This window comes from Corynebacterium sp. KPL1818, from assembly GCF_000478135.1.
GTDB classification, from domain to species: domain Bacteria; phylum Actinomycetota; class Actinomycetes; order Mycobacteriales; family Mycobacteriaceae; genus Corynebacterium; species Corynebacterium accolens.
Genome location: NZ_KI515758.1, coordinates 551419 through 576721 on the forward strand (window position 1 = coordinate 551419; position 25303 = coordinate 576721).

Annotated in this window: 18 protein-coding genes, 1 tRNA gene and 3 pseudogenes; 4 read left to right on the forward strand and 18 right to left on the reverse strand. The window is 58.1% G+C overall.

All coding sequences use genetic code 11. The annotated features are described in order from the left end of the window. Nucleotides 1–3: 3 nt before the first annotated feature. A complete protein-coding gene (locus tag HMPREF1261_RS02535; RefSeq protein WP_005276103.1) occupies nt 4–837 on the reverse strand; it encodes a DUF3662 and FHA domain-containing protein in 834 nt (277 codons plus the stop codon). 208 nt (nt 838–1045) lie between these two features. Here HMPREF1261_RS02535 and HMPREF1261_RS02540 point away from each other — a divergent pair. Continuing rightward, a tRNA-Leu gene (locus HMPREF1261_RS02540) sits at nt 1046–1130 on the forward strand. 244 nt (nt 1131–1374) lie between these two features. Here the strand turns inward: HMPREF1261_RS02540 and HMPREF1261_RS12830 are convergent. The 3 genes and pseudogenes from HMPREF1261_RS12830 to HMPREF1261_RS13215 all read right to left on the reverse strand — a co-directional run. After that, nucleotides 1375–1792, reverse strand: a pseudogene (locus tag HMPREF1261_RS12830) (transposase family protein); the annotation flags it as partial. Between the two features lie 164 nt (nt 1793–1956). After that, nucleotides 1957–2811 (reverse strand): 23S ribosomal RNA methyltransferase Erm, encoded by an 855-nt coding sequence (erm, locus tag HMPREF1261_RS02545; RefSeq protein ID WP_016459102.1) that lies wholly within the window; start codon nt 2809–2811, stop codon nt 1957–1959. 99 nt (nt 2812–2910) lie between these two features. Further along, complete coding sequence (locus HMPREF1261_RS13215; protein ID WP_071569110.1) at nt 2911–2976, reverse strand: erythromycin resistance leader peptide; 66 nt, start codon at nt 2974–2976, stop codon at nt 2911–2913. A gap of 68 nt (nt 2977–3044) precedes the next feature. Between HMPREF1261_RS13215 and HMPREF1261_RS12835 the strand changes: the two genes are divergently transcribed. After that, entirely contained in the window at nt 3045–3380 is a 336-nt protein-coding gene (locus tag HMPREF1261_RS12835; protein WP_173783247.1) for a hypothetical protein, read from the forward strand. Nucleotides 3381–3510: 130 nt separating this feature from the next. Here the strand turns inward: HMPREF1261_RS12835 and HMPREF1261_RS02555 are convergent, their stop codons facing one another. The 7 genes and pseudogenes from HMPREF1261_RS02555 to HMPREF1261_RS02595 all read right to left on the reverse strand — a co-directional run. Beyond that, the gene (locus HMPREF1261_RS02555; protein WP_023016435.1) at nt 3511–4083 is read right to left on the reverse strand and encodes a recombinase family protein; all 573 of its coding nucleotides are present in this window, start codon (nt 4081–4083) and stop codon (nt 3511–3513) included. A 2-nt stretch (nt 4084–4085) separates the two neighbouring features. Then, nucleotides 4086–7280 carry a type I restriction endonuclease subunit R gene (locus tag HMPREF1261_RS02560; RefSeq protein WP_023029865.1) on the reverse strand — a complete coding sequence of 1065 codons (3195 nt, stop codon included), beginning with the start codon at nt 7278–7280 and terminating at the stop codon, nt 4086–4088. Between the two features lie 9 nt (nt 7281–7289). Next, the gene (locus tag HMPREF1261_RS02565) at nt 7290–8300 is read right to left on the reverse strand and encodes a restriction endonuclease subunit S (RefSeq protein ID WP_369707753.1); all 1011 of its coding nucleotides are present in this window, start codon (nt 8298–8300) and stop codon (nt 7290–7292) included. Continuing rightward, nucleotides 8297–9489, reverse strand: a protein-coding gene (locus tag HMPREF1261_RS02570) for an IS3 family transposase (protein WP_100067808.1) whose coding sequence is annotated in 2 segments (ribosomal slippage) — nt 8297–9210 and nt 9210–9489 — 1194 coding nt in all. Because the reading frame shifts where the segments join, the coding sequence is not laid out codon by codon here. Before HMPREF1261_RS02570 ends, HMPREF1261_RS02565 begins: the two co-directional genes overlap by 4 nt. Nucleotides 9490–9744: 255 nt before the next feature. Next, nucleotides 9745–12342: a type I restriction-modification system subunit M gene (locus HMPREF1261_RS02585; protein WP_023029868.1), complete on the reverse strand. Its 2598-nt coding sequence runs from the start codon at nt 12340–12342 to the stop codon at nt 9745–9747. Nucleotides 12343–12936: 594 nt separating this feature from the next. Further along, on the reverse strand, nt 12937–14085 hold the full coding sequence (locus HMPREF1261_RS02590) for a hypothetical protein (RefSeq protein WP_018121658.1): 1149 nt from the start codon (nt 14083–14085) through the stop codon (nt 12937–12939). A gap of 81 nt (nt 14086–14166) precedes the next feature. Continuing rightward, nucleotides 14167–14499, reverse strand: a pseudogene (locus HMPREF1261_RS02595) (transposase); the annotation flags it as partial. A 960-nt stretch (nt 14500–15459) separates the two neighbouring features. Here HMPREF1261_RS02595 and HMPREF1261_RS02600 point away from each other — a divergent pair. Further along, on the forward strand, nt 15460–16347 hold the full coding sequence (locus HMPREF1261_RS02600) for a hypothetical protein (RefSeq protein WP_232207972.1): 888 nt from the start codon (nt 15460–15462) through the stop codon (nt 16345–16347). Further along, on the forward strand, nt 16344–18110 hold the full coding sequence (locus tag HMPREF1261_RS02605; protein WP_023029869.1) for a hypothetical protein: 1767 nt from the start codon (nt 16344–16346) through the stop codon (nt 18108–18110). Before HMPREF1261_RS02600 ends, HMPREF1261_RS02605 begins: the two co-directional genes overlap by 4 nt. A gap of 548 nt (nt 18111–18658) precedes the next feature. Here HMPREF1261_RS02605 and HMPREF1261_RS12685 read toward each other — a convergent pair. The 7 genes and pseudogenes from HMPREF1261_RS12685 to HMPREF1261_RS02635 form a co-directional block, all read right to left on the reverse strand. Further along, entirely contained in the window at nt 18659–18781 is a 123-nt protein-coding gene (locus tag HMPREF1261_RS12685; protein WP_005276107.1) for a VOC family protein, read from the reverse strand. Between the two features lie 65 nt (nt 18782–18846). Further along, nucleotides 18847–19556: pseudogene (locus HMPREF1261_RS12300) on the reverse strand (IS6 family transposase). Nucleotides 19557–19823: 267 nt separating this feature from the next. After that, nucleotides 19824–20438: a YdhK family protein gene (locus tag HMPREF1261_RS02615; RefSeq protein WP_023029870.1), complete on the reverse strand. Its 615-nt coding sequence runs from the start codon at nt 20436–20438 to the stop codon at nt 19824–19826. Between the two features lie 47 nt (nt 20439–20485). Continuing rightward, entirely contained in the window at nt 20486–22720 is a 2235-nt protein-coding gene (locus tag HMPREF1261_RS02620; protein ID WP_023029871.1) for a copper-translocating P-type ATPase, read from the reverse strand. Between the two features lie 51 nt (nt 22721–22771). Then, a complete protein-coding gene (locus HMPREF1261_RS02625; RefSeq protein ID WP_023029872.1) occupies nt 22772–23098 on the reverse strand; it encodes a heavy-metal-associated domain-containing protein in 327 nt (108 codons plus the stop codon). Between the two features lie 114 nt (nt 23099–23212). Beyond that, nucleotides 23213–24340 (reverse strand): cell wall metabolism sensor histidine kinase WalK, encoded by a 1128-nt coding sequence (locus tag HMPREF1261_RS02630; RefSeq protein ID WP_023029873.1) that lies wholly within the window; start codon nt 24338–24340, stop codon nt 23213–23215. Continuing rightward, the gene (locus tag HMPREF1261_RS02635; protein WP_023029874.1) at nt 24337–25059 is read right to left on the reverse strand and encodes a response regulator transcription factor; all 723 of its coding nucleotides are present in this window, start codon (nt 25057–25059) and stop codon (nt 24337–24339) included. The genes HMPREF1261_RS02630 and HMPREF1261_RS02635 overlap by 4 nt, the downstream gene beginning before the upstream one ends. Nucleotides 25060–25303 lie beyond the last annotated feature (244 nt).

Consider the following 25303-nt stretch of genomic DNA (forward strand, 5'->3'; position numbering starts at 1 on the left):
GAATTAGTAACTATGCGAATCAAGGCCCGTAATGCGGACCTCGACGTGGGAATGGCCCATGGTGATCACATCGCCATCGGCAAGCAGCCAGTTATCAATGGGAGTGTCATTGACCGTGGTGCCATTGGTGGACTGCAAATCCACCAACACGGCATCTTCGCCGTTCCACGTGATTTCCGCGTGCTGGCGGGACACGCCCGTATCCGGCAGGCGCAAATCCGCATCATTGCTGCGGCCAATAATATTTGACCCTTCCTGCACGTGGTAGACGCGGGAAGAGCCATCCTGCAACATCAAATTGACTGCGGGGCCCTGCGTTTGCGGCGCGGGTTGGTCATCTTGCGCAATGAAAGCGGTAGTAGCTGCGTCATCCGCATTATTTTCGTGCGGGTTGGTCATCTGGTCCTCCTGACCATCAAAGTCGTGGAAAATCGCCTCGAAACCGGTCTCTTCTGTGGGCTCGTGATCTATAAACGAGGACACACGAAGCTGGCCCGTGCGCAGGCCCGATTCCTCCGCAATCCGCACAATGACGGGACCAGCGAGGGACCATCCGTTATTGCGGATAAAGCGAGATAATTGGTCTGCGCAATCGGCAGGCAAATCGGGGTCTTGCGACAAGTTCTCCAAATCCTTGGAGGAGACACCTACAGTCATGACATTGGGACTATAGAGCTTGTCATCGTCCCCGTGGCCGAGATTGTCCTGGGCTTCTTGCTTCAAAAGCTCATCAATCTCTGCAGGAACGACCTTGCCGCCGAAGACAAAAGCCATGCCGTTATCAAGGCCGCGTTGCATAGCGGAATCGAGCTTCGCCAGCCTTTCTAAAAACGCCACGAATTTTGCTCCTTTCCGCTATACAGCGATCAGTAGTGATCAGTAGTAGCCATTATAGTTTGTACACCCCTTTCAAACGTAGACGGCGGCGCGAAAGTTCCTAGATTTTCGCCTTTAAATGCGCAAAATAATCCGCTTTTCCTGCTGATTTGTAATTGCATGTGCTTCCTGTGCTATCTTTATCTAGTCGCACTGACAATCACACCCTGCCCGGGTGGCGGAATTGGCAGACGCGCTGGCTTCAGGTGCCAGTGTTCGATAAGGACGTGCGGGTTCAAGTCCCGCCCCGGGCACAATGAGCAGTTGAACAAACTGCACCACCGGAAGTAACAAACTCGAAAGGGTATGTTACCTCCGGTTTCTTTCATTTTTCAATCTTTGAGGTGCGAAGATTGCACGCGTGGGGATTGAGGGTGTGAATCCCACTGTCGTGGGTTTGATGAGGTAGTCGATGTTGCGGAAGCTTTGGCATCGGCGTGCGTTGTGCTCCGTACGTTGTTTCAAAAACGGGTTTCATCAAACGGAACAAAACCTGGGACACTTCATATCCCACCCCAGGCCTAATGACTTGGGTGCAGCGGCAACGCTCATCCGATTTAGGCAGAGTCGTTGCAGGATCCAGTGGGTCACCTGGTCCGTGGTCTTTGAATTGTCGGGCGCGCAGGCAAGGCCAGCACGGAAGATCTTCTGCAAGCAACGCTTGTTGGTGCACCGGTAGCGTGGAAGGCGCACATGAAGTTGTTGGGTGGCCGACGATGGGCAGATCGACCAGGCTGCGGATGACGTGGTCGCGGAATACTCCAGGCTGCCCGCAGGTAGGGCATTCATTGATCGGCTCGACGGGTTCGGCTTCAATAACAGTGACGTCACCGTTTTCTGTGGCACCGGTGATAGTAGTTCCTAGTTTTGCGGTGCGGCAGATGGTATCGACGATGACATTTCCGTTAGGCTGCACAGTAGGTCCTTAGTTTTGTACGGATGGATTAGATACCTTTTTCCTACAAAGCCAAGGACCCCAATATCTTGTGCCACGCCCGAACCCCCGGCGAACTAATCAATGCACTCTAAAACCGGAAGAGCCCTTTTAGTACTACTGGTGGATTTCGGTTTTGGTGGGGATTAACGCCGCCGGCTTCGGTTTTTCCGTTGAGGAGGTCGTTGACTACTTCCCGATGGTGAAATGGGTCGATGGTGAGGTAGAGAGGAACCAGTCACCTGGAAGAGATCGATCCAGTCGTTGGTGTGCAATCTGGGAGGTAGGGTCGCGGGGTCGATTCCTCGCGAGCGCAACCATGATTGTGTTTCTGAACGTGATGAAAACAACCCTGCCCTTCGGAGAATTTCCCCTATCCCGCGTCCCCGGGCAGTGAAAACGGTGTGCACCATCGCCTGAAAGGCTTTGCGCTGCTCTATCGGAATCTTCGGGTCACCCACCCGGCGGATCACTAAGATCCCCCCGTCAACGTTTGGCTGTGGCCGGAAAGCAGGCCTTGGTACCCGAGAACCCAGGTGAAATGTGAACCATGGGGACCACTGAGCCGTCATCATCGTGCTTGCGCCTACCCCGGCCCGGCGGCGAGCGACTTCCCACTGCATGAGGAGTACAGCGTCAGTCCATGCTGGCGCATGCAGCAACTTTCGAAGAATGGCAGTGGTGAGGTGAAAGGGAATGTTTCCCACAATGACGCAGGGAGTGGCGGGTAACCGGAAGTTAAGGAAATCATCATGGACCACTTCGACCGCCGCCGAGGAGGTTTCTTGTGTGATTTTGGCAGCTAGTTTTGCGTCCACTTCAACTGCCGTTATCGCCCTCCCCAAGTGGGCCATCGGGTGAGTGAGGGCACCGCTTCCTGGTCCGATCTCAATGATGGGGCCGGAGGTTTGTTTCACAAGGTCGATGATGGAGTTGATGATCTTGTGGTTGGTGAGAAAATTTTGGCCATGCTCGTGACGGCCGTGTCCGTATGCAGACATCAGGTGTGCTCCTTGGATTTGAAAGGGAGCCGGGCATGACAAATAGCCGCCCGGCTAAAGGACCGGAGCGGTTTTTAACCTACGGGGTAGGAAACCGCCTTAGCGGTTGGTGCGCAACCGCAAGAAAGCGGTACCTGAAATCAACATGGGTCTAATTATATCCATTTAAATTCGCGGGTGATATGAAGGGCCCAGGTTTTGTTCCGTTTGAGTAGATGTGAAAATCTTCGAACATGCCGAAGAAGTTTGATCAGGAGGCGAAGGACCGTGTGGTCCGCCTCGTGGAAGCTCGCATTCTGGCGGAGAATATTTCGATGCAGAAAGCCTGCAAGATCGTGGCACCAAAGCTGGGCTTTCGTGGCACACAGCGAGGCAATGGACGCAGGCCGCTCGACGTGAAGGACGCGTTAGTGAACGGTTGTCTGAGGGAACCAGGGGGAGTCGCCTGCGGAGCGCACGACGCGGTTTTCGACGAGGTCTGCGACGTGGTGGAGGAATTGGGTGACGGATTCGGTGGTGAAGTGCGCCAGCGTGATGTTGTTGACTTCCATGCCAAGGCGAACGGCTGACAGCGGCTTGGTGGCCATGTTTTCACTCCTAGAGGTGGTGTTCGGGTCGTTTCTGCCCAACACCTTACGGGCCGGGTGTGCACTTTCTGACCGTGTTTCCACCTGGGGGTTTCGTTTCGCGCAGACTCGTTTACTTAGTATCGTCCACCTCACGGATAGCCCTGTAGATGGTTTGCCGGGAGACGTTGAAGGACCTGGCGACTGACTTCACTGACTGGCCGTTCTCGACCAATAGCGCAGCCTGTTGCTTCTGCTCTTTACTGAGCTTCGGCTTCGGGCCCGCAACTCGTCCCTGTGCTCGGGCATGGGCGACACCCTCGCGAGTGCGCTGAATAAGGAGGTCACGCTCCCACTCAGCTAGAGAAGCCATGATGTTGACCACGACCTTATCTGCAGGACGGGATGTGTCCAGAGCAGGATCAAGGACCCGGACATTGATGTCCCGGTCAGCTAGGTCGGAGATGGTAGTGACGGTTTCGACCATGTTGCGGCCCAGCCGGTCTAGCCGGGTCACGACCAAGGTATCGGCCGGCCTCATGTAGGCGAGGGCATCATCGAGGCCGGGGCGAGACCACTTGGCACCACTAATGGTGTCGCTGTAGATATGCTTAGGGTCGCAACCAGCGTCGATGAGGGCCTTGCTTTGCGTGTCCAGCGACTGCCCCTGTCGCGAGGTCGAGACGCGCGCATATCCAATCAACATACCTACTCACCTGTCAGTTCTTCCTCGGTCACGCTGAGGTCAGCAGGCAACGCGCCGTCGATGACGTAGGTGCGTAGCAGCTTGTCCAGCAGAGCACGGACCTTGAACTTCGACACCCTTGCTCCGGTGTCTTCCGTGAAGTACGCCGCCGCCAGGCCAAGGTCAATTGATGCCTTTAAGTCATCGAAACGCCCATACTCGTTGATGGTTGCCGCCGTGACCCGGGCGTCGAGTATCCGTCGCAGCTGCGCCATGTCCAGCCCTAGACATTCATGCAGTCGTACCAGCTGTCGGTCGCGCTCGGTGATGCGGTACTCGTTGATGTAGTCGTGCACTGTCTTGCCTGGTTGCAGGGTCACGTCACCTGCTTGGAGGTCGTGCAGCCAACGGTTAGCGTAGCGCTGGTCATCCTGACTCAGGCGGGCGAAGCTGGCATGCAGCTGTTCCAGCAGGTCATCGAGCACATCCTGCGGCACGCCGTCCTGGAGGGCCTTGAGGTACTTCTTGAACTTGCTGTTGAGGTACTCGGCATCAATGCGGTCGGTGTCGATGTGCTTGATGTGCACGTCAATGTCGAAGGGTGCATCCTCAGGCGACTGCTCTGAGTCGTCGCCTGCCTTGCCGAGCTCCTTGTAACGGGTCACCAGCGTGGTGTAGGTGTCCTCGGTAAGTTCCACCACGATAGGCTCCGTCAGGGCATCGAAGTAGTAGGTGTCCTTGTCCGAGGTGAAGCCCTGCACCTGCGCGGCCTGAAGTTCCCGGTACATGCGGTTGAAGGTCTTGGCGAACTCGCCTTGGTCTGCCTCAAGGTCGGGTAGCTGCGAGAAGTCCGGCTGGCCGGTCTTCGGGTCGGTAAACAGCGCCTCGATGGTAGCGAAGCACTCGTTGATGGATGTGAGGTGGTCATCGAGGTGGTCCACGAACAGGCCGAGGGGTCGGTCGCCGGAGTAGAGCTTTACCGCCCGGTCGATGTTGTCCCGCATAGTGTGCGGCCTGCGGTAGTAACGGATGGACCCGAAGGGCTTTTCCGGGCCGAAGATGCGGTTGGTGCGCGAAAAAGCCTGGATGATGGACTCGTACTCGATCACCTTATCCAGATAGAGGGTGTTGAGCCACTTGGAGTCGAAGCCGGTGAGCATCTGGTCCACCACGATGAGCAGGTCGATGTGTTGGCTGCGGTCGTCGAGGAAGGCCTTGGTGTTGTAAGGCTTCTTGTGGGCTAGGCGCTTGGAGACGTCCTTTTTGAACTCATCATGGGTCGGCATGGTGAAGTGCTGGCCGTAGGTGTTGTTGTAGTCGCGGAGAATCTCCAGCAGGCCGTCTTCCTTGAGCAGTTGATTGTCCCCGGTGTTGTCGATGTTGGGGTCAAACAGTGCTGTGACCTTGATGTGAGGGTACTGCTTCTTGAAGATGCGGTAGTACTCCACGGCCTCGGGAATGCTGGAAGTCGCTAGGATGGCATGGAACATGCTGTTGCGGCTGAGCTGCATCCAATGCTCGTTGATGTCGCTGGCGACAGCCTCGCGGTGGTTTGCCTTCTCATACTGGGTCGTTGGCAGGTAGTCCTCGATGCCCTTGGTCACACGCTTATAGGTGCTGTTGCCCTTATCGTCTTTTTCCAGCTCATAGATAGAGGCCATAGGGATCTGCTTCTTGTCCATGAACTTGCTGTAGACTGCCGCCTTCTGCGGGTCTGTCAGCGCTTCCTCTACGGTCTTGGCCTTGGCCGCCTGGAGGGCGACCACGGTGCGCACGTCATGCGTCCTGAAAGTCTCCACCATTTCAGGGTCGAAGCTCAACACGTTTTTATCGCGGATGCCGTCGGCAATTGAGTAGCGGTGTAGCTCATTGCCGAACAGTGTGGCCGTGGTGGAATGCTTCTTCTGGTTTTCGTCATGGATGGGCGTGCCGGTAAAGCCGAAGAACAGCGCGTTCGGCAGGGTGTGCTTGACGGAGGCGAGCATGTCACCGAAGGTGGTGCGGTGCGCCTCATCGACGATGAAGACCACGCGCTTGGAACGGATGAGGTCCAGGTCAGCTGTCTTCATCGTCTCAGGATTGACGCGGCTCATCTTGTGCAGTGAGGTCACGATGAGAGTGGAGCGCTTGTCCTTGAGCAGCGTTGCCAGGTTGGCAGCACTGGAGGTGTCCTCCACCGCGATGCTGTCGCCACCGTAGCTGACGTAGTTCTCCAGCGACTGCGTGCCCAGCTCAACACGGTCAAGCAGGAACACCACCTTGTCGGCGTTGTGGGAGTCAGCGATGAGCTGAGCGGTCTTGAAGCTGGTAATCGTCTTGCCGGAGCCGGTGGTGTGCCAGATGTAGCCGCCCAACTGGTCGCCACTGTCCCAGTCGTGACGGTCCACACGGTCAGCGATACGCGAGGCCGCATAGTACTGGTAGGAACGCATCGCCAGCAAGTTGCCAGAGGCACGGTCTGCGACGGTGTAGAAGCCGATGAGCTGGTGCGCCATCGGAATGGACAGCAGCGCACGTGCCACGTCGTCCCATTGGTTGATCGGCTCGTTGTTGAAGTCTGCCCAGTGGAAGAAGTAGTCCGGGTTGAATTTGCCTGCCCCCGGGTTGGCGAAGTAAATCGTCTCTTCTGGGGTCATGGCGACGAAGATTTGCACCAGGGAGAAGATTCCCTGGTAGACGCCCTCATGGGCGTATTTGGTTATCTGGTTCGCACCTTGGGAGACCGGCGCACCGGAGCGCTTCAGCTCGATGTGGAAGACCGGCATACCGTTGATGAGCAGCATCAAGTCGCCACGTCGGGTGGGCAGCAGCTCATTGGCGGTCTGGAAGCGCGGCTGGACGGCAATCTGGTAGCGCGACTGGCCACCGGCAATCTCTAGGCGGTCGTAGATTTTCAGGCTGATCTCAGAGCCGAAGTTTGCCGCCTGCGGTGCATCTCGGGTAATGGTCACGGTGCGATCGTTGATGAACTCGTTGAGCGCCAGCGGGGTGCGCAGGTTGTTGACCTGCTCGATGATTTGCGCCATCTCGCCTTCGGTGAGCGGCACGTCGCCTAGCAGGTCACGGCCCCGGTTGTTGGCGTAAAGAATGTCCGCCCAGTTGTCGATGAGCTGCTGCTCTGTCGGGAAACGCAGCAGTTCCTTGCTCCAGCCGTGGCGGGTGAGCAGGTCGATGAGCGCAGCCTCGAATTCAGCCTCAGAACGAAATGGTGTGGTCATAACTGCTCCTTAGATGAACATCCGTTGCAGCAGCGCCGCCTTGGCCTGCTTAAGGGACTCGATGTACTTGGCCTCGGTAGCAATGAGCGTGTCCAGCCGTGTAAACACCGCACCGATGGCCTGCTGTTCTTCGAGGGTTGGTGGGAACAAAAAATGCATCTTCGCAAACATCCCGCCCGTAATTTGGTTGATGGTGGCACCCATTGATTTCGCAACTTGAGACTCGAAGAGTTCAGTATCGAATAGGGCGCTCATGAAATGAGGCTGTTTGCTTCGAATACCAGTCATGAATGCACCGATGACCGTCGGCGGAAGTTCCCTCCTCACCAACGCATGCTTTCCGATAAGAGCGCGGGAGCCGTTTCGGACGACCATAATAATGTCGTTTGGCTTGACATTTTGTACGTTCACGACGCCGGAGCGGACATACACACAATCATCAAAGGCAAGCGTAGCGTCTTTCACATTGCTTGACCGAAGTACCAGAGTGCCCCCATTCTTCACAACATCGCCTGGTGAATAGGTCAGCCCACTGAAATATTCAACGTGATCATTCAACGAGCTTTCTTTCCACTCACCGTCGAAGCCATCCAGCCGCAGCTCCGGCACCGTCTGGCCCTCCTGCGGGAACATCCGCTGCATGAGCGCAGTCTTGGCCTGCTGCAGAGCTTGGTGCTTCTTGGTGTGCTGGTTGATGGCATCGTCGAGGTTGGTGAAGATAGCGCCGATGGCCTGCTGTTCTTCGAGAGTGTGCGGAATGGAGATATCTGCGCTGTTGATGGTCTGGCTAGTCAGACTAGGTAACCCGGTTGCAGTATTCTTCGCCATCCAATCGACTTGCAATACTGATGCGTAGAAGAACGCTAGGTCAGTCTCTTGGTTCGGAACAACGTAGAACAACGTGTCAACAGTCCAGAAGGGAGCTTTCAGGATGTATGGCTTGCTGATGGTGCCCTTTCGACCGATGCCTACGGCGTCGGGCCTGACCCCCGGAAAGTGGACACGTCGGGGGTTAGCTATGCTGCTCTAGTCAGTGTAGCTGAATTCTCGGCTTCAAAGACGTCAGGAGCTGAAAGATTGCACCAGGAGTGCCGTCGGCGTGTGTTGTAGCGCATGCACCACCGGAAGACTTCTTGGCGGCAGGAGATCGGATTGTCAAAGACTTTCCTGTCACGCAAGATTTCCCGCTTGAGCGTGGCGTTAAACGATTCTGCTAGGGCGTTATCAGCACTCGTTCCTACCGCTCCCATAGACTGGCGCACACCCAACGACGAGCAATAGTTCCTAAAGGCTTGTGAGGTGTACACGCTGCCGTGATCAGAATGGAAAATTGCCCCTTTAAGGCTTCCGCGGACTTTCCTGGCATGGGACAAAGCTTCGATAACCAGTGATACCCGCATGTGATCGGCGAGTGCATGTCCGACAAGTTTGCGCGAGTAGACGTCGATGACCGTGGCCAGGTACATGTTCTTGCCGCCCTTACACGGCAGGTACGTAATGTCGCCTACATAGACGTGGTTTGGCCTGTCAGCTGTGAATCTGCGGCCTACTAGATCTGGCATGACGCGGTGACCAGGCTTACGCCTGGTAGTGACGCATCGGCGGCGTTTGGTAAAGCCTTTAAGTCCCATGGATTTCATGATTCGTGCGACTTTCTTGTGATTTATCGGGCCAAAGCTCGTATCGGCTTTAAGGCTTGCAGCGATGCGTTTAGCACCATAAAGCCCGTATTCATCATCGAAGATGGTCTTGATTCTTGCACCAATAAGAGCATCCGAACACGTCTTTAACCTGCGTTCTTCGCGGGTTTGCACCCATTTGTAGAACGAGGAGCGATTGAGCTTTAACACCTGGCACATCCGCTTAACCGAGAATTCGGTTCGGTGGTCATAGACAAACTGGAAGCGGATCACCAGTGAGTCTCTTCGGCAAAATATTTCGCGGCCTTGCGCAGGATGTCACGTTCTTCGCGCAGCTTTGCGTTCTCTTTTTCTAACTGGCGGATCCGTTCGGAATCATTCGCTGCTTGGACCTTGTCGCGCATGCTTTTTGTGCGGGCACGTTTGCCGGTGCCGTACTTCTTGATCCAAGAATGCAGCGAGGCACGGTTGATACCGAGCTCTGCTGATGCTGAGTTCAGTGAGAGGTCCTCATTGTTTTCGTAGAGGGCCACGGCATCGCGTTTGAACTGTTCGGAGTACCTGGACATGGTGGTAGATTACCTTTCTTCCAGCCCGACTGGGCTGGATATCAGGTGTCCACCAAACAGGGGTCAGGTCCGTCCTCATCGTGAGAAAGAGCTTGGTCCACTGACACCATGTAGCCACCGGTCCCGTAGACGGGAATACAACCTTCCCCCAGATGCTTGTAGTCACGACCGTTGTGGAGAGCTGAGACTGCACCAATACTGGTCGTCTTCCACGCACCGTCGAACCCCTCCAGGCGCAGTGCGGGCACGTTGCGGCTACGCATCGCGACCACCGCCCAGCAGCTCCTGGAGTGCAGCCAGGGCCTGCATGTCGGCGGCGTTGCCGGTAAGCCCGCTCAGTAGGCCTGCCAGCTCTTGCTCCGTCTCGCGAACCTGCACGTCGAGGTCGGTCAGCGCGACGGCGTACTTGTCGTGCAGCGCCTGTACGCGGGCTGAAAGACCAGCGAGCACATGACCAGGGATTTCGCGCAGGTCACCCATAAGTGCAGTAATCCACTTGGCGGTGAGCACCTCATCCACCTGCACGTCGGTAAGCGCTTCGATGGTCGCGTAGGTGTCTTTCTCCAGCTGCTCTTGCGCAGTCTTGAGGTTCTTCTTGAGTTGGTCCCGCTGGGCGATGAGCGCCTTGGCGCTGAGCATGGCAGCCTCGGTGCTGCCCTCCGGCCAGGTCTCGCCCTTGGCCAGCTTCGGCAGGTCCTTGATGGCCTTGTTTAGCTCGGTCTTCTTGAAGGCATCCTGTTTGTCGTTAAGTACCTCGGCCAGATCGGTCTTGTCGTCTTCGCTTAAGTCCTCGACGAGCTGCGTCAGCTCAGATACAGCTGTGTCCACGTCGCGACTTAGCTGCGTTACCTGGTCCTTCTGCTGCGGCAGGTAGAAGGTCTGCACCAACTCGTTGGGAGCAACGCGCCCGTCCCATCCGACCTGGACATAGACCTTCTTCTTTTCTTTGGTCTTCCACTCCATCACGGGGTCATTGACCCGCACGGCATCGAGGCCTTCGGTCTGGATGATCTCCAGGTCACCGGCGGTTTTGACCCAGCTGTCATGTAGTACCTGGTAGCCCTCGTAGGCATCGACCAATGGCACGCGATCGAGGCGGTCGAACAGGTTGGCCTTGAGCTGGTCCTCGGTGGTAGTAATAGGCACGGTAGCTGCGCCATCCACCAGCAGCGCGTGCAGTTTCTCCGGCAGGTCGGATAGTACAGCGCCAACCTGGTCACGAAGTGCCTGGGCTGCAGGGTGCTGGTCGATCGTCTCGCGTAGGTTGGTCGTTTTCAGCTCCGCGTAGCCTTCTGTCTTCTCGGTGAACAGTGCCTCCCGCAGCCCCGGCAGGGCGGTCCAGTAGTGCTCCAGGGTGTCAATTTCGCTGGTGGGAATGCCGCCGTGCATAGTGGCGTACAGGTCTACAGACTCAGGCGGCAGGGTGGCAGAGACGTAGCGTGGGATGTTCAGGTTGTGGTCGTTGGCGCGAATCTCGTCGCGGGTCACTACCCTAGCGAAGTGCGGCACGTCCACGCGGTTGTGAACGGCATCGACGATGCGTTGGATGTCACGGGCGCGCAGGTGGTTGTACTTGCCCTGCTTGATGAAGCCCTGGGAGGCATCGATGAACAGCACGTCATCGCGGTCACGTTCTTGCTTGAGCACCATGATGACGGTCGCGATACCGGTGCCGTAGAAGATGTTGGAAGGCAGGCCGATAATGGCATCGATGTGGTTGGCTTCGATGAGATTGCGACGGATGTCGGCCTCCGAGCCACCACGGAACAGTACGCCGTGCGGCAGGACGACGGTGAGGATGCCATCAGGCTTAACGTGGAACAGCTCATGCAACATGAAGGCGTAGTCGGCCTTGGTCTTGGGCGCTAGACCAAACCGTGCGAAGCGCGGGTCAGCCTCGTTGCCTTCGGGTTCCCACTTTTGGGAGTAGGGCGGGTTGGAGACTACTGCGTCCACATAGAGCGGCTTGTAGGTCTGCACCGGGTCGGCCTCGTCGAACATCGGCCAGTCATGGGCCAAGCTGTCACCGTTGCGGGCGACGATGTTGTCCGCCTTCACGCCGCGCATGACCAGGTTCATACGAGTGAGGTTGTAGGTGTTCTCGCGCAGCTCCTGGGCGAAGTACTTAATACGGTCTGGGTCACCCATGCGCTTGGCGACGGCATGGCCGATGTTAAGCAGCAGGGAGCCAGAGCCGGAGGTCGGGTCGTAAATCTGAATCTCGTCGCGGCCCTTGAGGTGGTCAGCGACGATGTTGCTCATGATGAGAGAGACCTCATGCGGGGTGTAGAACTCGCCTGCCTTTTTGCCCGCGTTGGCCGCGAACTTCTCGATGAGGTACTCGTAGATGTAGCCCAGCACGTCATAGCCCTGCTTGCCATCAGTGGGGATGTCATCGATAAGGTCCAGTAGCTTCTTGATGGCAGAGGTACGGGCAGCGTCGGTTGTACCCAACTTCGACAGGCTGGTGTCCAGGGTGTTAAGGATGCCGTCGAAGACGTGCTTGCGCTCCGGGGCGATGTTGCGCTTGAAGGTAGCCAGACCCTCACGCACGTGAGCGATGGAGAAGTCGTTATCCAAGTCTCGCCACGTCGAGTACAGGTTCTCGTAGGTGAGGAAGTAGCCCAAGTTGTTACGCACCAGGGCCACGGTGTCAGTGTCGGTCTCAACAAGCGTATCTGGCAGGTCTTCCGGTTCAGCGTCGTTATTGAGCATGAACTGCTCTACTTGGTCGGACAAGAACTTATAGAAGATGAAGCCGAGGATGTAGTCCTTGTACTCATTGGCCTCAATCTTGGAGCGCATATTGTTGGCCGACTCCCAGATGAGGGAGGCAAGTTCTTGTTTGTTCACGGGGTAACTTTCTTCACTAAGGCATTAACTACATGGCTCGATTGTGTACACTGAGTGCTTCGGCAGGTTTTTTGGCTCTGAAATTACAGCCACGGGATGTCCGAAATAGTGTGCCATTATTGTGACTGTTTCACAATTAGCGAATTGACGATTGTGGACAGCGGGGGTTAGTTTTTCCAGACGATTTTGACTCGCGTGGGGTCGAATCGTTTGTTTCCGGCCGTTCCGGGAAGGATGTGGATCTCCATCATCAGCTGCGCAAGCCGTCACTTATCCTCCACCGAGGCTTTATTCCACCCCTGGCGGAAGTCCACATCCTCGTTGGGTAACGAGCACATCGCCTACTGCTGGCGGGAGATTAAAAAAGCGCGGTCAGCGGGCATGGAGGTGCGGGTCCATTGGGTTCGCAGCCACAGCGACCATGTTCTCAACGCGTTTGCGGACCACGCGGCGGTTAATGCTCGACGCTGCAAGCAGTGGGGGATACGAAAAAGCGTCTAAGCAAGTTCCGGTGGCGGATTCAAAAGGACCTGCGCGCGGCGCCCGAAGACATGGACGTGTGAAGTTTTGGTATGCCCTGACTGCCAAAGTGCTTTAAGAACGCCACTTATCAGCTGGACGATCTAGGAGTTGCGTGGCTTTTAGTCGTTTCACTCGGTCTGGGTTGATAGCGAGAAAATTTCCGGCCATCTTGAGATTTGGGCTGTATCCCTTGAATGAAAGTTTGCTCGAGGACTCCAGCTCTGGCCACATTCCGGCGGATTGAACGATAAGTTCGGGGTTCGCGCGTCGTTTACTCCAAAGCTCATTGGCATAGCGGAGAACTGAATGACAATACTGTGCGGTAGATTCAGTCAATCCGCTCAGGATCGTGTGAGCTGGTTGCATAAGGAGGAGGTCTTGGATTCCTTTTCGGGCAGTTCGGTACATCGATTCGCTTTCTGCCCACCCTGGTTGTAGATAAAAGGGTCGAATGACTGATTCACCCGGATTTTGATGGGGACCTTTCGTATGAGCGGTCCAGTTGACGAATGGGGCGCGGTGAACAATTGTGCTGCGATATTGCCTAAGCCAGGGGAGCCAATCTTCTGGACCATGCCTTTGCCAGTCTAGGAATAGTCCTAAGAGGTTGTTTTGTTCTTGTCTCCCGGCAGTTCCGACGTCGGCAAAAATTCCTGGGCGAAGTGTGTTGCCGGATTTCCCGTTTTTGTGAGCTTTGGCTGCGATATCTAAGATTCTGCCGCAGTCGGTATGGAGGAGTTTTTCTTTGAACCCGCCGACTGCGACTGTGACTGCTGCGAGCCGGTCTAGTGCTTGTGCGAGTGAGATGAGTGAATGGTCTTTAAATACGTGGAGCAGCTCGTTGTTTGGTGAATGAAAGACCGTGCTCAACTCTGGCGGAATTGGATCCCTCGCGCTACGGTCAGAGTTCTGGACATGGGCAATTTTCATATTCTGAGAGAGTTCGAGTTCTCTGAATTTTTCATTGCACAATGCGCTGGTGGACAGTGCTGTTTCGACACCGCTGATTGATGATAGGAGATACTCGCCGATTAGCGCGGAGTGCTTCCAATTGATTTGATCGGTCATCCATCCGATACCTGCCTTGTCCTCGTCGAGGTCGTTGAGGACGCTGTTGTACAACACTTGAGAGGCTCTTTTGGCGGCTTCGATGTGTGGTTTAGTCATGTTTCTATCAAACATCATTAGTTGAAGACGCGTCGCAGAAACGATGTCCTGCATAGACCTTAGGTCAAGTCCTGGGAAGTGGTGTATCTGGCTTTCGAGTATGTGGTTAGTTTCGGGGGCGGGGTTGGGTAAGCATTAGGCGGCGATCTCCTTGTCGTCGGTGGGAGTGTCGTCGACGAGGTTGGCAGCGATGATCTTCTTGGTCTGGGTCAGGCTTGTTAGCGATATGTAGCGTTTTTGCTGGATCCACTCATCGTGTTGTTTCGCAAGGACGGCCCCGACCGGCCGGATGACGGCTTCACGGTGTGGGAAGATCCCGACGACGTCGGTGCGACGTCGGATTTCTCGGTTGAGCCGTTCGGTGGGGTTATTGGACCAGGTCTTGGTCCATACCGGTTTCGGTGCGGTAGTAAAAGCTAACAGCTCATCGAGTGATTCCTCTAGGTAGTCGGCCACGTGAGGAAGCTTCTGCCCACAGAACTCTACATGCGGTATGGCAAACCTGCCTCAAGATGACGCGGGTGAAGTTGATCGGTGGTGGAAACTCAGACAAATGCGCAGGTAATTGAATGATTTGTTTTGTACCGGTTGGAGCCGGTAATCTATAAAAGCCCATGACGGGCCACGCTTTGACGTGAAGGTACACAACCCACACAGGGTTACTGATTTGAAGTGACTTTAATGTCACTACTGACCAGGATTTTTTCTGGCTGGCGCAGGCGTTTGTCTGTGTTCTCGTGGCACACCCGTGTCGCGAGTCGGTAGCTGTGTGAAGGAGGGTTGATGGAAATTCCGTCAGCGCATTTTGGCCGTAAGGCCCATCGGGTAGTGCCCGACGACGCGATTGTGCGCGTCGAATTACGCTTGCCTGCGCCATTCGTGGCGAAGCTTTCTACTGAGTCAGCGAAGCGCGGGTGCTCCATGTCGCATGTGATGACGCAGTGGCTTTCCGAAGCAGGTCGCTTCCGTGGTGATGATAGTCAGGGTGCAGGGGGTGCATCTGTGACCTAAGACTGCTTATCGGACAAATCCGAAAACAAATTCAGGGCCCGATCCTGCAAGATCGTGCCCTGCGGTCACGAAAATTTTTGTCGAAATTTTCGTGAGTATATCCATTCAACACGTTCTACCTATGTGAAGGAGATGGCTCAATCTTGTCATGCCTAAATGCGTTTTGCAATCGCGAATTTTCCAGTGCTCCCGTCGTCGTGGAATCGGGGTGCGATCATGGGGCGTTTTAAGGCCTTAGCAGCAGCACCAAGCTCCGAACCAACCAAGAGTGGTCGAGCTGGTGGTACGGCGACGTTGACGGTGGTGGCCGGAGATATAGCACCTGAGCGTGTGCGACGCTTGACCCGCCGGACCGTCCCTGATGCAGATCGGTATGCCCGACTTCGGGATGTGGGGATCCGGCGTCCTGTAGGCCCGTTGCGTTCGCAGGCAATCGAGAGGGCCGCGCTGGTCCAGGCCCATACGCGCGAGCTTGATGAGGTCGCCGATGCGAAAGCGTGCCGCGTGTTAGCGCGGTATCTGTACGACGAGGGGCTGGTATATGGTGTGGTCGATGAGGAGCGAGCCTTGGTCAGGGAGGCTGTCGATCGATGGCTTTTTAGAGATGACGTTTTCAATCGTCGAGCACAGCGCACCTATCGCACTATACTGTACGCCGCAGGTAGGGCACTGTATCCGAACCAATTTCCAGAGCCGCACCGCTCACGCGGTCCGCGTCGGAAGGCTGTCGCGCCAGCTTCCGAGCCACTGGCAGATGAGCTGTACGCCATCGTGCCCTCGCTGAGCGGCTCTTTGCGCCAGCAGCTGCTCGTGATTTTGGATCTCACCACCGGAGCGGGTTTGTCGGCAGGAGAAATCCGACGTCTCCGCGGAACCGATATCACTGCGCTAGAACTTCAGGAAAGAACCGTCGTCGTTGTTGCGGTACGCAAAAAGGGCGTGGTTAGTCGGGTGGTGCCGGTCGTGTGCCCTATTCGTGGGCACCGTCTGCTCACCCGCGCCCAAGAGGCTGGCGGTGGGTTCGTCTTTCCCTGTGTGGGGCAGACCATGCCACGCAACGCAATTTGTCATGTTGCAGATAGGTTGGATGAGCAGGGTTTTCCGCGTTTTAATGCGGCCGCATTGCGAAATCGTTGGGTGGTCGATTTGGCCACAGATCCGGCTATACCCGCAGCAATGCTGCTTAAGCTCGCTGGCATCGCGGATTTACGGATTCTGCACGACCTGGATGAATCGCTGCCGGACTATTCGTCCGCGGATATCGCGCATGCGCTGCTGCGGACCAAGGAGGCTGCAGAGGTATGACGATCGCACTACAGGAACAAAAGTTGACCTTTTCGCGCACCTACCTGGAGGAATGCGCACAAGTGATCGACAAATCTGGAGCACATACGTTCATCGATTTTTATCGACGGCAGGCAAAAGGAATCGGTGGGCGCACGGCAACTGGCCCACGCTACTCCATCTTTGCCGTCTTAACGATAGGACTAGCGCTGATTGGTACTCAACGTGCGCCGTCCATGGCAGAGATCTGGCGTACCCTCTGGGATCTGGATAGCGACACTCAGCAGCGACTGGGTCTTGACCTGCACGGATATAGTGGGGAAGGAACCTACCGCGCATTCGCCATGTGGCTGACCAGATATCTGGAACCGCTGGATTCTCTACCGGATATCCGTGCCCGCCGAGACAAAAACGGAGCTCATCGTCAAACGATGGCTGCGCGGACCGAGGAGCAGCAGCAGGCCTCAGTGGTCGCCAGTGAGCGCCTCCACCAAGTTGTTAATGCCATCGTAGCTGGGTCTATCGATGACCCGTCCCCGTCGGGATACAAGGGCGACGTGGTTGCGGATGAGACGATCATCGATTTGGCTGGTCAATCCCAAGGGCTGGGCAGCCGCGACGATAAGCAACGCGGTGCAGCATACTCCGGCGCCTTCTACATCCGCGATCGCGAGGACCACTCCCTGCATGCCGAGGCCGGAAGCCGACGCATCACCAAAGGCGGTGTAGGCCTCGGTGTGACTGCAGTCAGTCGGGTCGGGCCACCCCAGGCGGTCTATGGCATACCGTCGGTGATCACCGCCATATCAATCGACAAACCAAGCTCCGGGTCGGTGATGAGCTTGGAGCGTGCTCTTCGCTTCCACCAAGAAAATGGCTTTGACCAGCGCACGAAACGCGGTCGGATCCCTTTTCTCACCGTGGACATGGGCTACAACGTCAAACGTCAGTTTTCTGATGTTGTACTCGATGCGGGGTACGCGCCTATTGTGCGGTATCCAATCTCGTGGCGCACCATCATGGCCTCAGATGCGCCAGGAACGACTGACATGTCGAGCGGCCCAGTCCAGATCGCAGGCGATTTCTACTGCCCCATGGCCCGTCACCTGGCAGGTGACGGGAAAATCACCCGCCGTACTGTGGATCTTCTCGACGAACCGGACGGTTTCGAACAGCATGATGCACAGATGGAAGCCCTATTTCCACTGCTGATGGGCACGAATTCGCGTCCGTATCGTAAACGGGCGACCCGCGGTAGACCCAGTAAACAAGAAGTTGAAGGTGATCTTCCGGTGAAAATCGATCTGGTTTGTCCCGCCGTCCAAGGCAGGGTGAAATGCCCGCTTAAGCCGGCTTCCATGGTTTCTGCCGAAAATGGAGCCCCTACTGTTGCACCGTCCTGGGATGCCACACGGTACCGGTGCTGCTCAAGCTCGAGTATTACTCAAACCTACACGCCTGAGCAGTGGAAACGGGCCCAGTGGGGGCTAGTGCCAGGCTCGTGGGAGCACACCGCCTACTACGAATCCGCACGTGCCATTACTGAACAACGGTTTTCCATTATGAAATCCCACTACGTCACAGGTATGGATAACCTGAGGCGCGGCGTTCGGCGAGAGCCAATGCTCTATATCACCATTGCTCTGTGGATAGCTGCAACAAATCGGGCTATTCAGGATTCATACGCTAGGCGGCGGCCATCGGAGGATTCGATGAAAAAGCGCCTGCGCATGATTGAAGAAGACCTTGGTTGTACCCCGGTAAAGGCTCCACCTCGAACCTAAAAGGTCTGGAAACTATTTAGCACGCATGTACTAACACTCGTCCTGCTTCGGCAGGGCGAGTTTCTTCTGCCGTCAACGGGAGGGCAAAAGTAAAAAAGTTTGCTTGCTGAGGCCACTTATAGCACGGTCTTTCATCGACTTTTTGGCCTAGTTGAGGCGGAATTTATTCTCGGGAGATTACATAAGTGCTGCTCGGGAGCTGTACACAAGAATTACCGTGTGACCATGGGATGTGAACAGCACACAATGAGCAGTTGAACAAACTGCGAAACCGGAGGTAACAAACTCGAAAGGGTTCGTGACCTTCGGTTTCTTTGTTTTTCTGAACTTTGGCGGTTGAGGATTGCAAGTGTGGGAATTTACATCCTAACTCCCGCTCTCTTCTGTCGAACTCTTGTTTTCGATGGTGTCAACAAGTCATTTTGCTTGTTATTTTGATCTGACGTTCTGGCTTTAGCTCCCGCTTCGGGGCAATTGGAATCCTCCAACTGAGATGTTTTCCTTGGGCTGTTGGAGGATTTCCTAGTTGTTGAATCCCAATTTAAGAATTAAACGACTGGGCTGACGCGGAACAGGTTTCCATCAGGGTCGGCAACTACGAAGGTGCGGCCGAAGACGTCATCGTCGGGTGGCTGCACAATTTGGACTCCTTTTGATTGGTGCTGTTGCAAAGTTGGGCGGAGAGCAGCGAAGACTCAGTTTCTCATTCCCTGACGGCCGCTGCGTGTGGGCGTTGTTAGGCCGTCTCGAAGACCCGGTTGACGATCACCGCGTCCGGGTTCGGTTGCCCGTAGGCAAACATCGCGCCTAGCCCTTTCCGCAATGAGTGCATCGCCTCCATCCCTTTCAACGTCCGATATGCAGATATCCGGTTCTTAAACGCGCCTTTCGGCCCGAGAATCCGCTTCAGCCGACCATGGTCGCCTTCCAGGATGTTGTTGAGGTATTTCACCTGCCGGTGTTCCAATGTTGGCGGGCAGATTCCCTCTGACTTCAACTCGGCGATTGCCCTGGCTAGGGAGGGTGCTTTATCGGCGTTGATCACTCTGGGATACCCGGCTGACGCATTGGATCTGACGGCCTTGGCCAGGAAACACTTCGCTGCGGCCACGTTCCGATTCGAAGAGAGGTAAAACTCCAAGGTCTGGCCACCGGCGGTGATCGCCCGATAGAGCTAGCACCACCTGCCGCCGACCCGGATATAGGTCTCATCCACCCGCCAGGAACTAGCTTGCCAGTCAGGTACCTGCCGGTACCACCGTGTTTGCTTGTCCAGCTCAGGGGCGTATTTCTAGACCCAGCGGTAGATCGTGGTGTGATCAACCGGCACGCCCCGCTCGGTCATCATTTCCTCCAGAGCGCGGTAGCTCACCCCGTAGCGGCAGTACCACCCACTGCCCACAGAATAATGTCACGGGGGAAATGACGACCCGAGAAAATACCCATGGCTGTGATTAGTTCACGTCGCCCTTCCTACTGCCCCAACTTTGCAACAGCACCCAAAGCCCTGGAATGAACTCCTGTCACCAGGGTCATTCCAGGGCATATTTCCCTGACTAAGAGAAGCAGTGACACAGAAGGTCTACCTCAGCGTGGGCCCTGTGGGCGTGCAGGTTCCGTGTGTGGCTGGTGTGCTGCGGCATGGTCGGCAGCGATTGATGACCGACTCTGGAGCGGGTGCCTTGTCTGGTCTCGCGGTTCAGGGTGGGTGGACTATTCGGCGGGTTGGATCTCGCTCTCGGTGACCCACTTGTGGTTGGTCATCGTCATCCCGTCGACGGTGAGATCAACCATGTAGACCGTCTCCTCGGTGGAGTAATCGATGGTGGCCTCAGCACCCTTCATGCCGGACATGTGCTCGGCATCCAGGACAACGCTCGCCCCGTCGGGCAGGGGGGCCTGACCCGGATCGACGAGCTCCTCATGGACGACCCAGCGGTGGTCGGTAACCGGGGCCCTACCCTCGGCGGGGGTGTAGCTGACCGAATAGGTCGTGGTGTCAAACGCCCCGGAAATGGTGGCGGTGGCCCCGTCCATGCCGGGCATGTGGTCAGCGGTGAGGATGACCTCGGTGCCCACCGGGTACGTGGGATCCTCGGCCTCTTCAATGCCTGCCGGCGGTGCCCCGCCGTCGGCAGGGTGGTCGTGCCCGCCGTGCTCTTCGTCGGCAGTGGTGGTGTCTTCCTGGTGGGTCTCGTTGGTCTCTGCGGTTGCCGTCGTGGTGCTGGTGGTGTCGGCATCGTCGGAGTTGTCGGTGGCGTCACTGCAGGCGGTCAGCGCCAGGGTGGAGGTCAGTACCAAGGCGGCGAGGGTAATGCTGCGTTTCATGAGCGTTCCTTTCAAAGGTGGTGTGAGTTAGGGGTCGAGAGACAAGGTCAGTCAGTAACGGTTACGGGGGATATCGACCTACTGTGTTCCTCCTTCCCGTCGGTCGGAGCCAGGTGAGCCGGCTCCAGATCAATGCGGCGCAACAGCTGGGCGTTCAGGGCCACCACGATGGTCGAGGCAGACATCAAGATCGCGCCCACGGCCGGGGACAGCACGAACCCGATCGAGGCGAGCACTCCGGCAGCCAGCGGCACGGCGAGGATGTTGTAGCCAGAGGCCCAGATCAGGTTCTGGATCATCTTGCGGTAGCTGGTCTGGGACAGCTCAATCATCGACAGCACTGCCCGCGGGTCATCACTGGCTAGGACCACCCCGGCAGATTCCATGGCCACATCCGTGCCGGCACCAATGGCGATACCGACGTCCGCGCGGGTCAGAGCGGGGGCGTCATTGACACCGTCACCGACCATGGCCACGCTCAAACCCCGGTCCTGCAGCTGCGTGACCTTGGTGTCTTTGTCCTGGGGCAGGACCTCGGCGAAGACCTCATCAATGCCTAGGTCCTGACCAACCGCCTGGGCCACCTGTTGCGCGTCGCCGGTGATCATCGCGACCTTCACCCCGCGTTCCTGCAGGGCTCTCACAGCGGCGCGGGATTCGGGGCGGATCTTGTCCTCGACGGCCACCGCACCGATGATCTGACCGTCGCGGACAATATGGAGCACACCGGCCCCACGCCCGGTCCAGGCACTGGTGGTGTCGGTGAGCTCGGCCGGGGTGGTGAGGTTGAACTCGCGCAGCATGTTCGGCCCGCCCACGAGGATCTCAGCGCCATCGACAGTGGCCCGGACTCCCCGGCCGGAGGCGGCGTTGAAACCAGTTGCACGGATTTGCCGACGGGAGGCCTCGGGATGGGCGGCCGCGGCTGCCACGATGGCGCGGGCCACGGGGTGCTCGCTGTCGGCCTCCGCAGCGGCGGCTAGGGCCAGTAGCTCGTCCTCGGTGACGCCGACAGCTGCCGCGACACCGGTGACCGCGTGCGCACCCTCGGTCAGGGTGCCGGTTTTGTCGAAGAGCACCACGTCGATGGTGCGCATCCGCTCGAGCGCCATCCGGTCCTTGATGAGCACCCCGGATTTCGCGGCCCGCTCGCTGGAGATCGCAATGACCAGCGGAATCGCCAGGCCCAGGGCGTGCGGACAGGCGATGACCAGCACCGTAACCGTGCGCACGACGGCATCGTCCGGGCTGCCGATGATGGTCCACACCACCGCGGTGATCAGAGCGGAGATCAGCGCGAACCAGAACAACAACGCCGCCGCCCGATCCGCCAGGGCCTGGGCCCGGGAGGAGGACTCCTGGGCGTCGGCAACCATGCGTTGGATCCCAGCCAGGGCGGTGTCCCCGCCGGTAGCCTCCACCCGGATGCGGACGGTGTTGTCGGTGGCCACAGTACCGGCGACCACCTTGTCACCGGTGTCGCGGAAGACGGGACGGGATTCGCCGGTGATCATCGCCTCATCGAATTCGGCGGCTCCGTCGAGGATGGTTCCGTCGGCCGGCACCCGGGCACCGGCCCTCACCAGAACGACGTCGTCGACGACCAGCTCGGAGATGGCCACGGTGCGGGTGGTCCCGTCGATGACTTTCTCGGCTTCATCCGGCAGCAGGGCAGCCAGTGCGTCAAGCGCGGAGGACGCGGCTCCGAGAGCGGACATCTCCAGCCAGTGGCCCAGCAGCATGATGGTCACCAGCAGGGCCAGCTCCCACCAGAAGTCCAGGTCAAAACCACCCAGCCCCAGAGTGGTGACCCAGGAGGCGACAAACGCCACGGTGATGGCCATGGCGATCAGGAGCATCATCCCGGGTTGGCGGGATTTCAGTTCTTTCCATGCGCCCTTGAGGAAAGGCGTTCCGCCGTAGACGAAGATGATCGTGCCCAGCACCGGGGGGATCCAGGTGGATCCGGGGAATGCCGGGAGGTGGTAGCCAAGCAGGTGGGCGACCATGGGGCTGAAAATAACGACGGGAATGGACAGAATCAGCGACCACCAGAAGCGGTCCCGAAACATTGCGGTGCTGTGTCCGGCGTGTTCGCCGTGACCATGAACGTGGTGGTCTTCGTCCGGGGCGGAATGCGGGTGATCGTGGGGCATTGCCTGGCCGTGGGTGTCGGCATCTGCGTGGTGTTCGTGGCTGGCATGATCTGGGTGGTGGGTGTGGTCTGTTTCCGGAGCGGGGTGATCACCATGGTGATCACCGGAATGGTGGGGAGTGCTCATGACGTTCCTTTCGCTCAACCCGGTCGGGGTCGAGATGATGGGTAAAACTGATCAGGATAAGACGGTGTAGCCAGCCTCCTCGATGGCCCGGCGAACGATCTCCGGAGGTACGACACCGGTGACCGTGACGGTGGAAACTCCACCAGTAGCGAGATCAATCTGGACGTCGTCGACCTGGGGGAGGGCCTGAAGGGCCTGGGTCACGCTTTTCGCGCAGTGCCCGCAGGTCAGGCCGGTGACCTGGTAGCTAGGGGAGGACCCTCCTGCTGACGAGTCGCTGGCGGCAGGGATGGAGGCGGTGTCGGCACGTGAGGCAGGTCCGCAACAGCTGCAGCCGTGGGAGGCCATCGGCAAGAGGCGGGGCGGGGAGGTGATCATGGGAAAGCTCCTACGAGTCGGTGGGATGCGGCGATGCCACTCTCTAGCATATACCCCCCAGGGGTATATTTTCAATGGGTGGAGGGCGCGGCTCTCATGCGGGGCAGGGTGTGGTCACCGAGCAGCCTCCTCACTGTCGGGAGGGGACAGCGGGAGGCGGAGGGCAAACACCGCTCCGCGACCGGGTCCGGGGGAGGTGGCGGTGAGAGTGCCGCCGTGGGCCTCGATCAATGCCTTGGAGATGGTCAGACCGATACCGGCCCCGCCGTCGTCCCGGCTGCGGGCGGCATCCCCCCGGTAGAAGCGTTCGAAGATGTATCTGAGCTGGTCAGGCGGGATGCCCTCGCCGTCATCGGCGACGTGGATGAGTGCGGTGGACGCCCCCTGTCGGTGGACGCTGATCCGGACCTGCCCGCCGGCCGGGGTGTGTCGTAGCGCGTTCGAAAGGAGATTGCTCATCACCTGGCCGAAGCGTTGCCGGTCCACGAGCGCCCGGGCGGTGTGTGTAATGGTCTCGATCTGTAAATCGACGCCTTTGTCAGCATAAGCTTCCCCCGCGGCAGCAGCGGCGGTATGGAGCAGATCCCCGAGCCCTTCCTCCGCCAGGTCCAAATCGATCCGGTGTTCCTGGGCCCGGGAGACATCGTCGATGTCTTCCATCAACCGGGTCAGGCGGGTGAGTTGGTCAGCCATGATCGTGTGGGTGGCATTATTCCAGTCCACGACCCCGTCCTGGAGACCATCGAGGTAGACCGTGAGCACCGATAAGGGGGTGCCCATTTCGTGGGCCAGATCAGAGAGCATCTGGCGACGGACCTGTTCGGTGTGTTCCAGCCGGTCGGCCATGGTGTTGAAGGCATGCGCCAGGGTGGTGACCTCGGGGCCTGCTTTTCCGGCAGGCACGCGGATACGGGAGTTGCCGGCCGTCAGGCTGGTAGCGGCGCGGGTGAGATCCTGCAGGGGGGTGCGCAGACGACGCGATAACCACAGGCTGGCCAGCAGGGCGCTGATCAAGGCGGTGGGCAGGGCGACGGCCAGGGTGATCAGGTTAGCGCCCCGGTAGGCCTGCTCGGCATGGAACAGCTCCAGCGAGGGGTCCTCCCGGCCGGTCATCAACATATGATCATGGAACAGGGTCGGGCCCACCATCGTGGCCACGGCCGCGGCCACCAGCAGGCTTATCACCACGACCAACACCTGGGCGGCCAGGAAGCGGAAGGTCAGGCCGGGTCCGTGATTCATGGCTGCCCCACCCGGTAGCCCACGCCACGCACGGTGTCGATAAACCCCCGGCCCTGGGTGTCGGTGCCGAGCTTGCGACGCAAGTTGCCGATGTGGACATCGACGATGCGTTCATCACCGACCCAGGTGGTGTCCCAGACCTCGGTGACCAGGTCGTGGCGGGTCAGCACCTGGCCAGGGCGCAGGCCCAGGGCAACCAGCAGCTCGAACTCCGTGCGGGTGAGCTCCACGGTCGTCTTCCCCACCCGTACCTCATGGGCGACGGGGTCAAGGATGAGGTCACCAACGATCAAGGGGGTAGTCACCTGCGGTGGGGTGGTGCTGGTGCGCGGGCGGCGCAGCACCGCATGCACCCGGGTCACCAGTTCCCGGATGCTAAAAGGTTTAGTGATGTAGTCATCCGCCCCCAGGGTCAAACCGCTGATCTTATCGTCCTCGCTGCCCCGTGCGGTGAGCATGAGGATGTAGCAGTCCGAGAAGGTGCGGATCCGTCGGCACACCTCCAGGCCGTCGAGTTCGGGCAGCCCCAGATCCAGCACCACAACATCAGGGGAAAAGCGACGAGCCTCGTCCACGGCCTGGGTGCCGGTGTGAGCCTGGCGGGTATCGAAGCCGGCCCTGATGAGGTAGGAGGCCACCATCTGAGCCAGGGGTTGTTCATCATCGACGACCAGCACCCGCCCCGGGGGCGTGGCGGTGGTCGGTGTGCGGTCAGCCATAGGCCCCAGTATTGCTCCGGTCAGGGGGGAATACCACCCTCGCTCAGTGCCCGGCGGGGCAATCTTCATCAAATCTTCAAACATCACCCTTCGACTGCCGTCACCCTTGTGCCCCACCCCGGGCCGGCGGCATCGCCTCCCCTGGTCGGTTCAGCAGGCGCCACCAGGGATTTCACTGCCTGCACCGCATACCCGGGGCGGGTAGAAGGACATCGCCCACGGCTGTGGGGTGGTGTCCCGGTGG

What these genes read in the sequence shown, in the direction of transcription:
- erm (WP_016459102.1), bottom strand. Translation starts at nt 2,811, where the DNA reads ATGTCTGCATACGGACACGGCCGTCACGAGCATGGCCAAAATTTTCTC.
- HMPREF1261_RS12835 (WP_173783247.1), top strand. Translation starts at nt 3,045, where the DNA reads ATGCCGAAGAAGTTTGATCAGGAGGCGAAGGACCGTGTGGTCCGCCTC.
- HMPREF1261_RS02555 (WP_023016435.1), bottom strand. Translation starts at nt 4,083, where the DNA reads ATGTTGATTGGATATGCGCGCGTCTCGACCTCGCGACAGGGGCAGTCG.
- HMPREF1261_RS02560 (WP_023029865.1), bottom strand. Translation starts at nt 7,280, where the DNA reads ATGACCACACCATTTCGTTCTGAGGCTGAATTCGAGGCTGCGCTCATC.
- HMPREF1261_RS02590 (WP_018121658.1), bottom strand. Translation starts at nt 14,085, where the DNA reads ATGCAGGACATCGTTTCTGCGACGCGTCTTCAACTAATGATGTTTGAT.
- HMPREF1261_RS02605 (WP_023029869.1), top strand. Translation starts at nt 16,344, where the DNA reads ATGACGATCGCACTACAGGAACAAAAGTTGACCTTTTCGCGCACCTAC.
- HMPREF1261_RS02615 (WP_023029870.1), bottom strand. Translation starts at nt 20,438, where the DNA reads ATGAAACGCAGCATTACCCTCGCCGCCTTGGTACTGACCTCCACCCTG.
- HMPREF1261_RS02620 (WP_023029871.1), bottom strand. Translation starts at nt 22,720, where the DNA reads ATGAGCACTCCCCACCATTCCGGTGATCACCATGGTGATCACCCCGCT.
- HMPREF1261_RS02625 (WP_023029872.1), bottom strand. Translation starts at nt 23,098, where the DNA reads ATGATCACCTCCCCGCCCCGCCTCTTGCCGATGGCCTCCCACGGCTGC.
- HMPREF1261_RS02630 (WP_023029873.1), bottom strand. Translation starts at nt 24,340, where the DNA reads ATGAATCACGGACCCGGCCTGACCTTCCGCTTCCTGGCCGCCCAGGTG.
- HMPREF1261_RS02635 (WP_023029874.1), bottom strand. Translation starts at nt 25,059, where the DNA reads ATGGCTGACCGCACACCGACCACCGCCACGCCCCCGGGGCGGGTGCTG.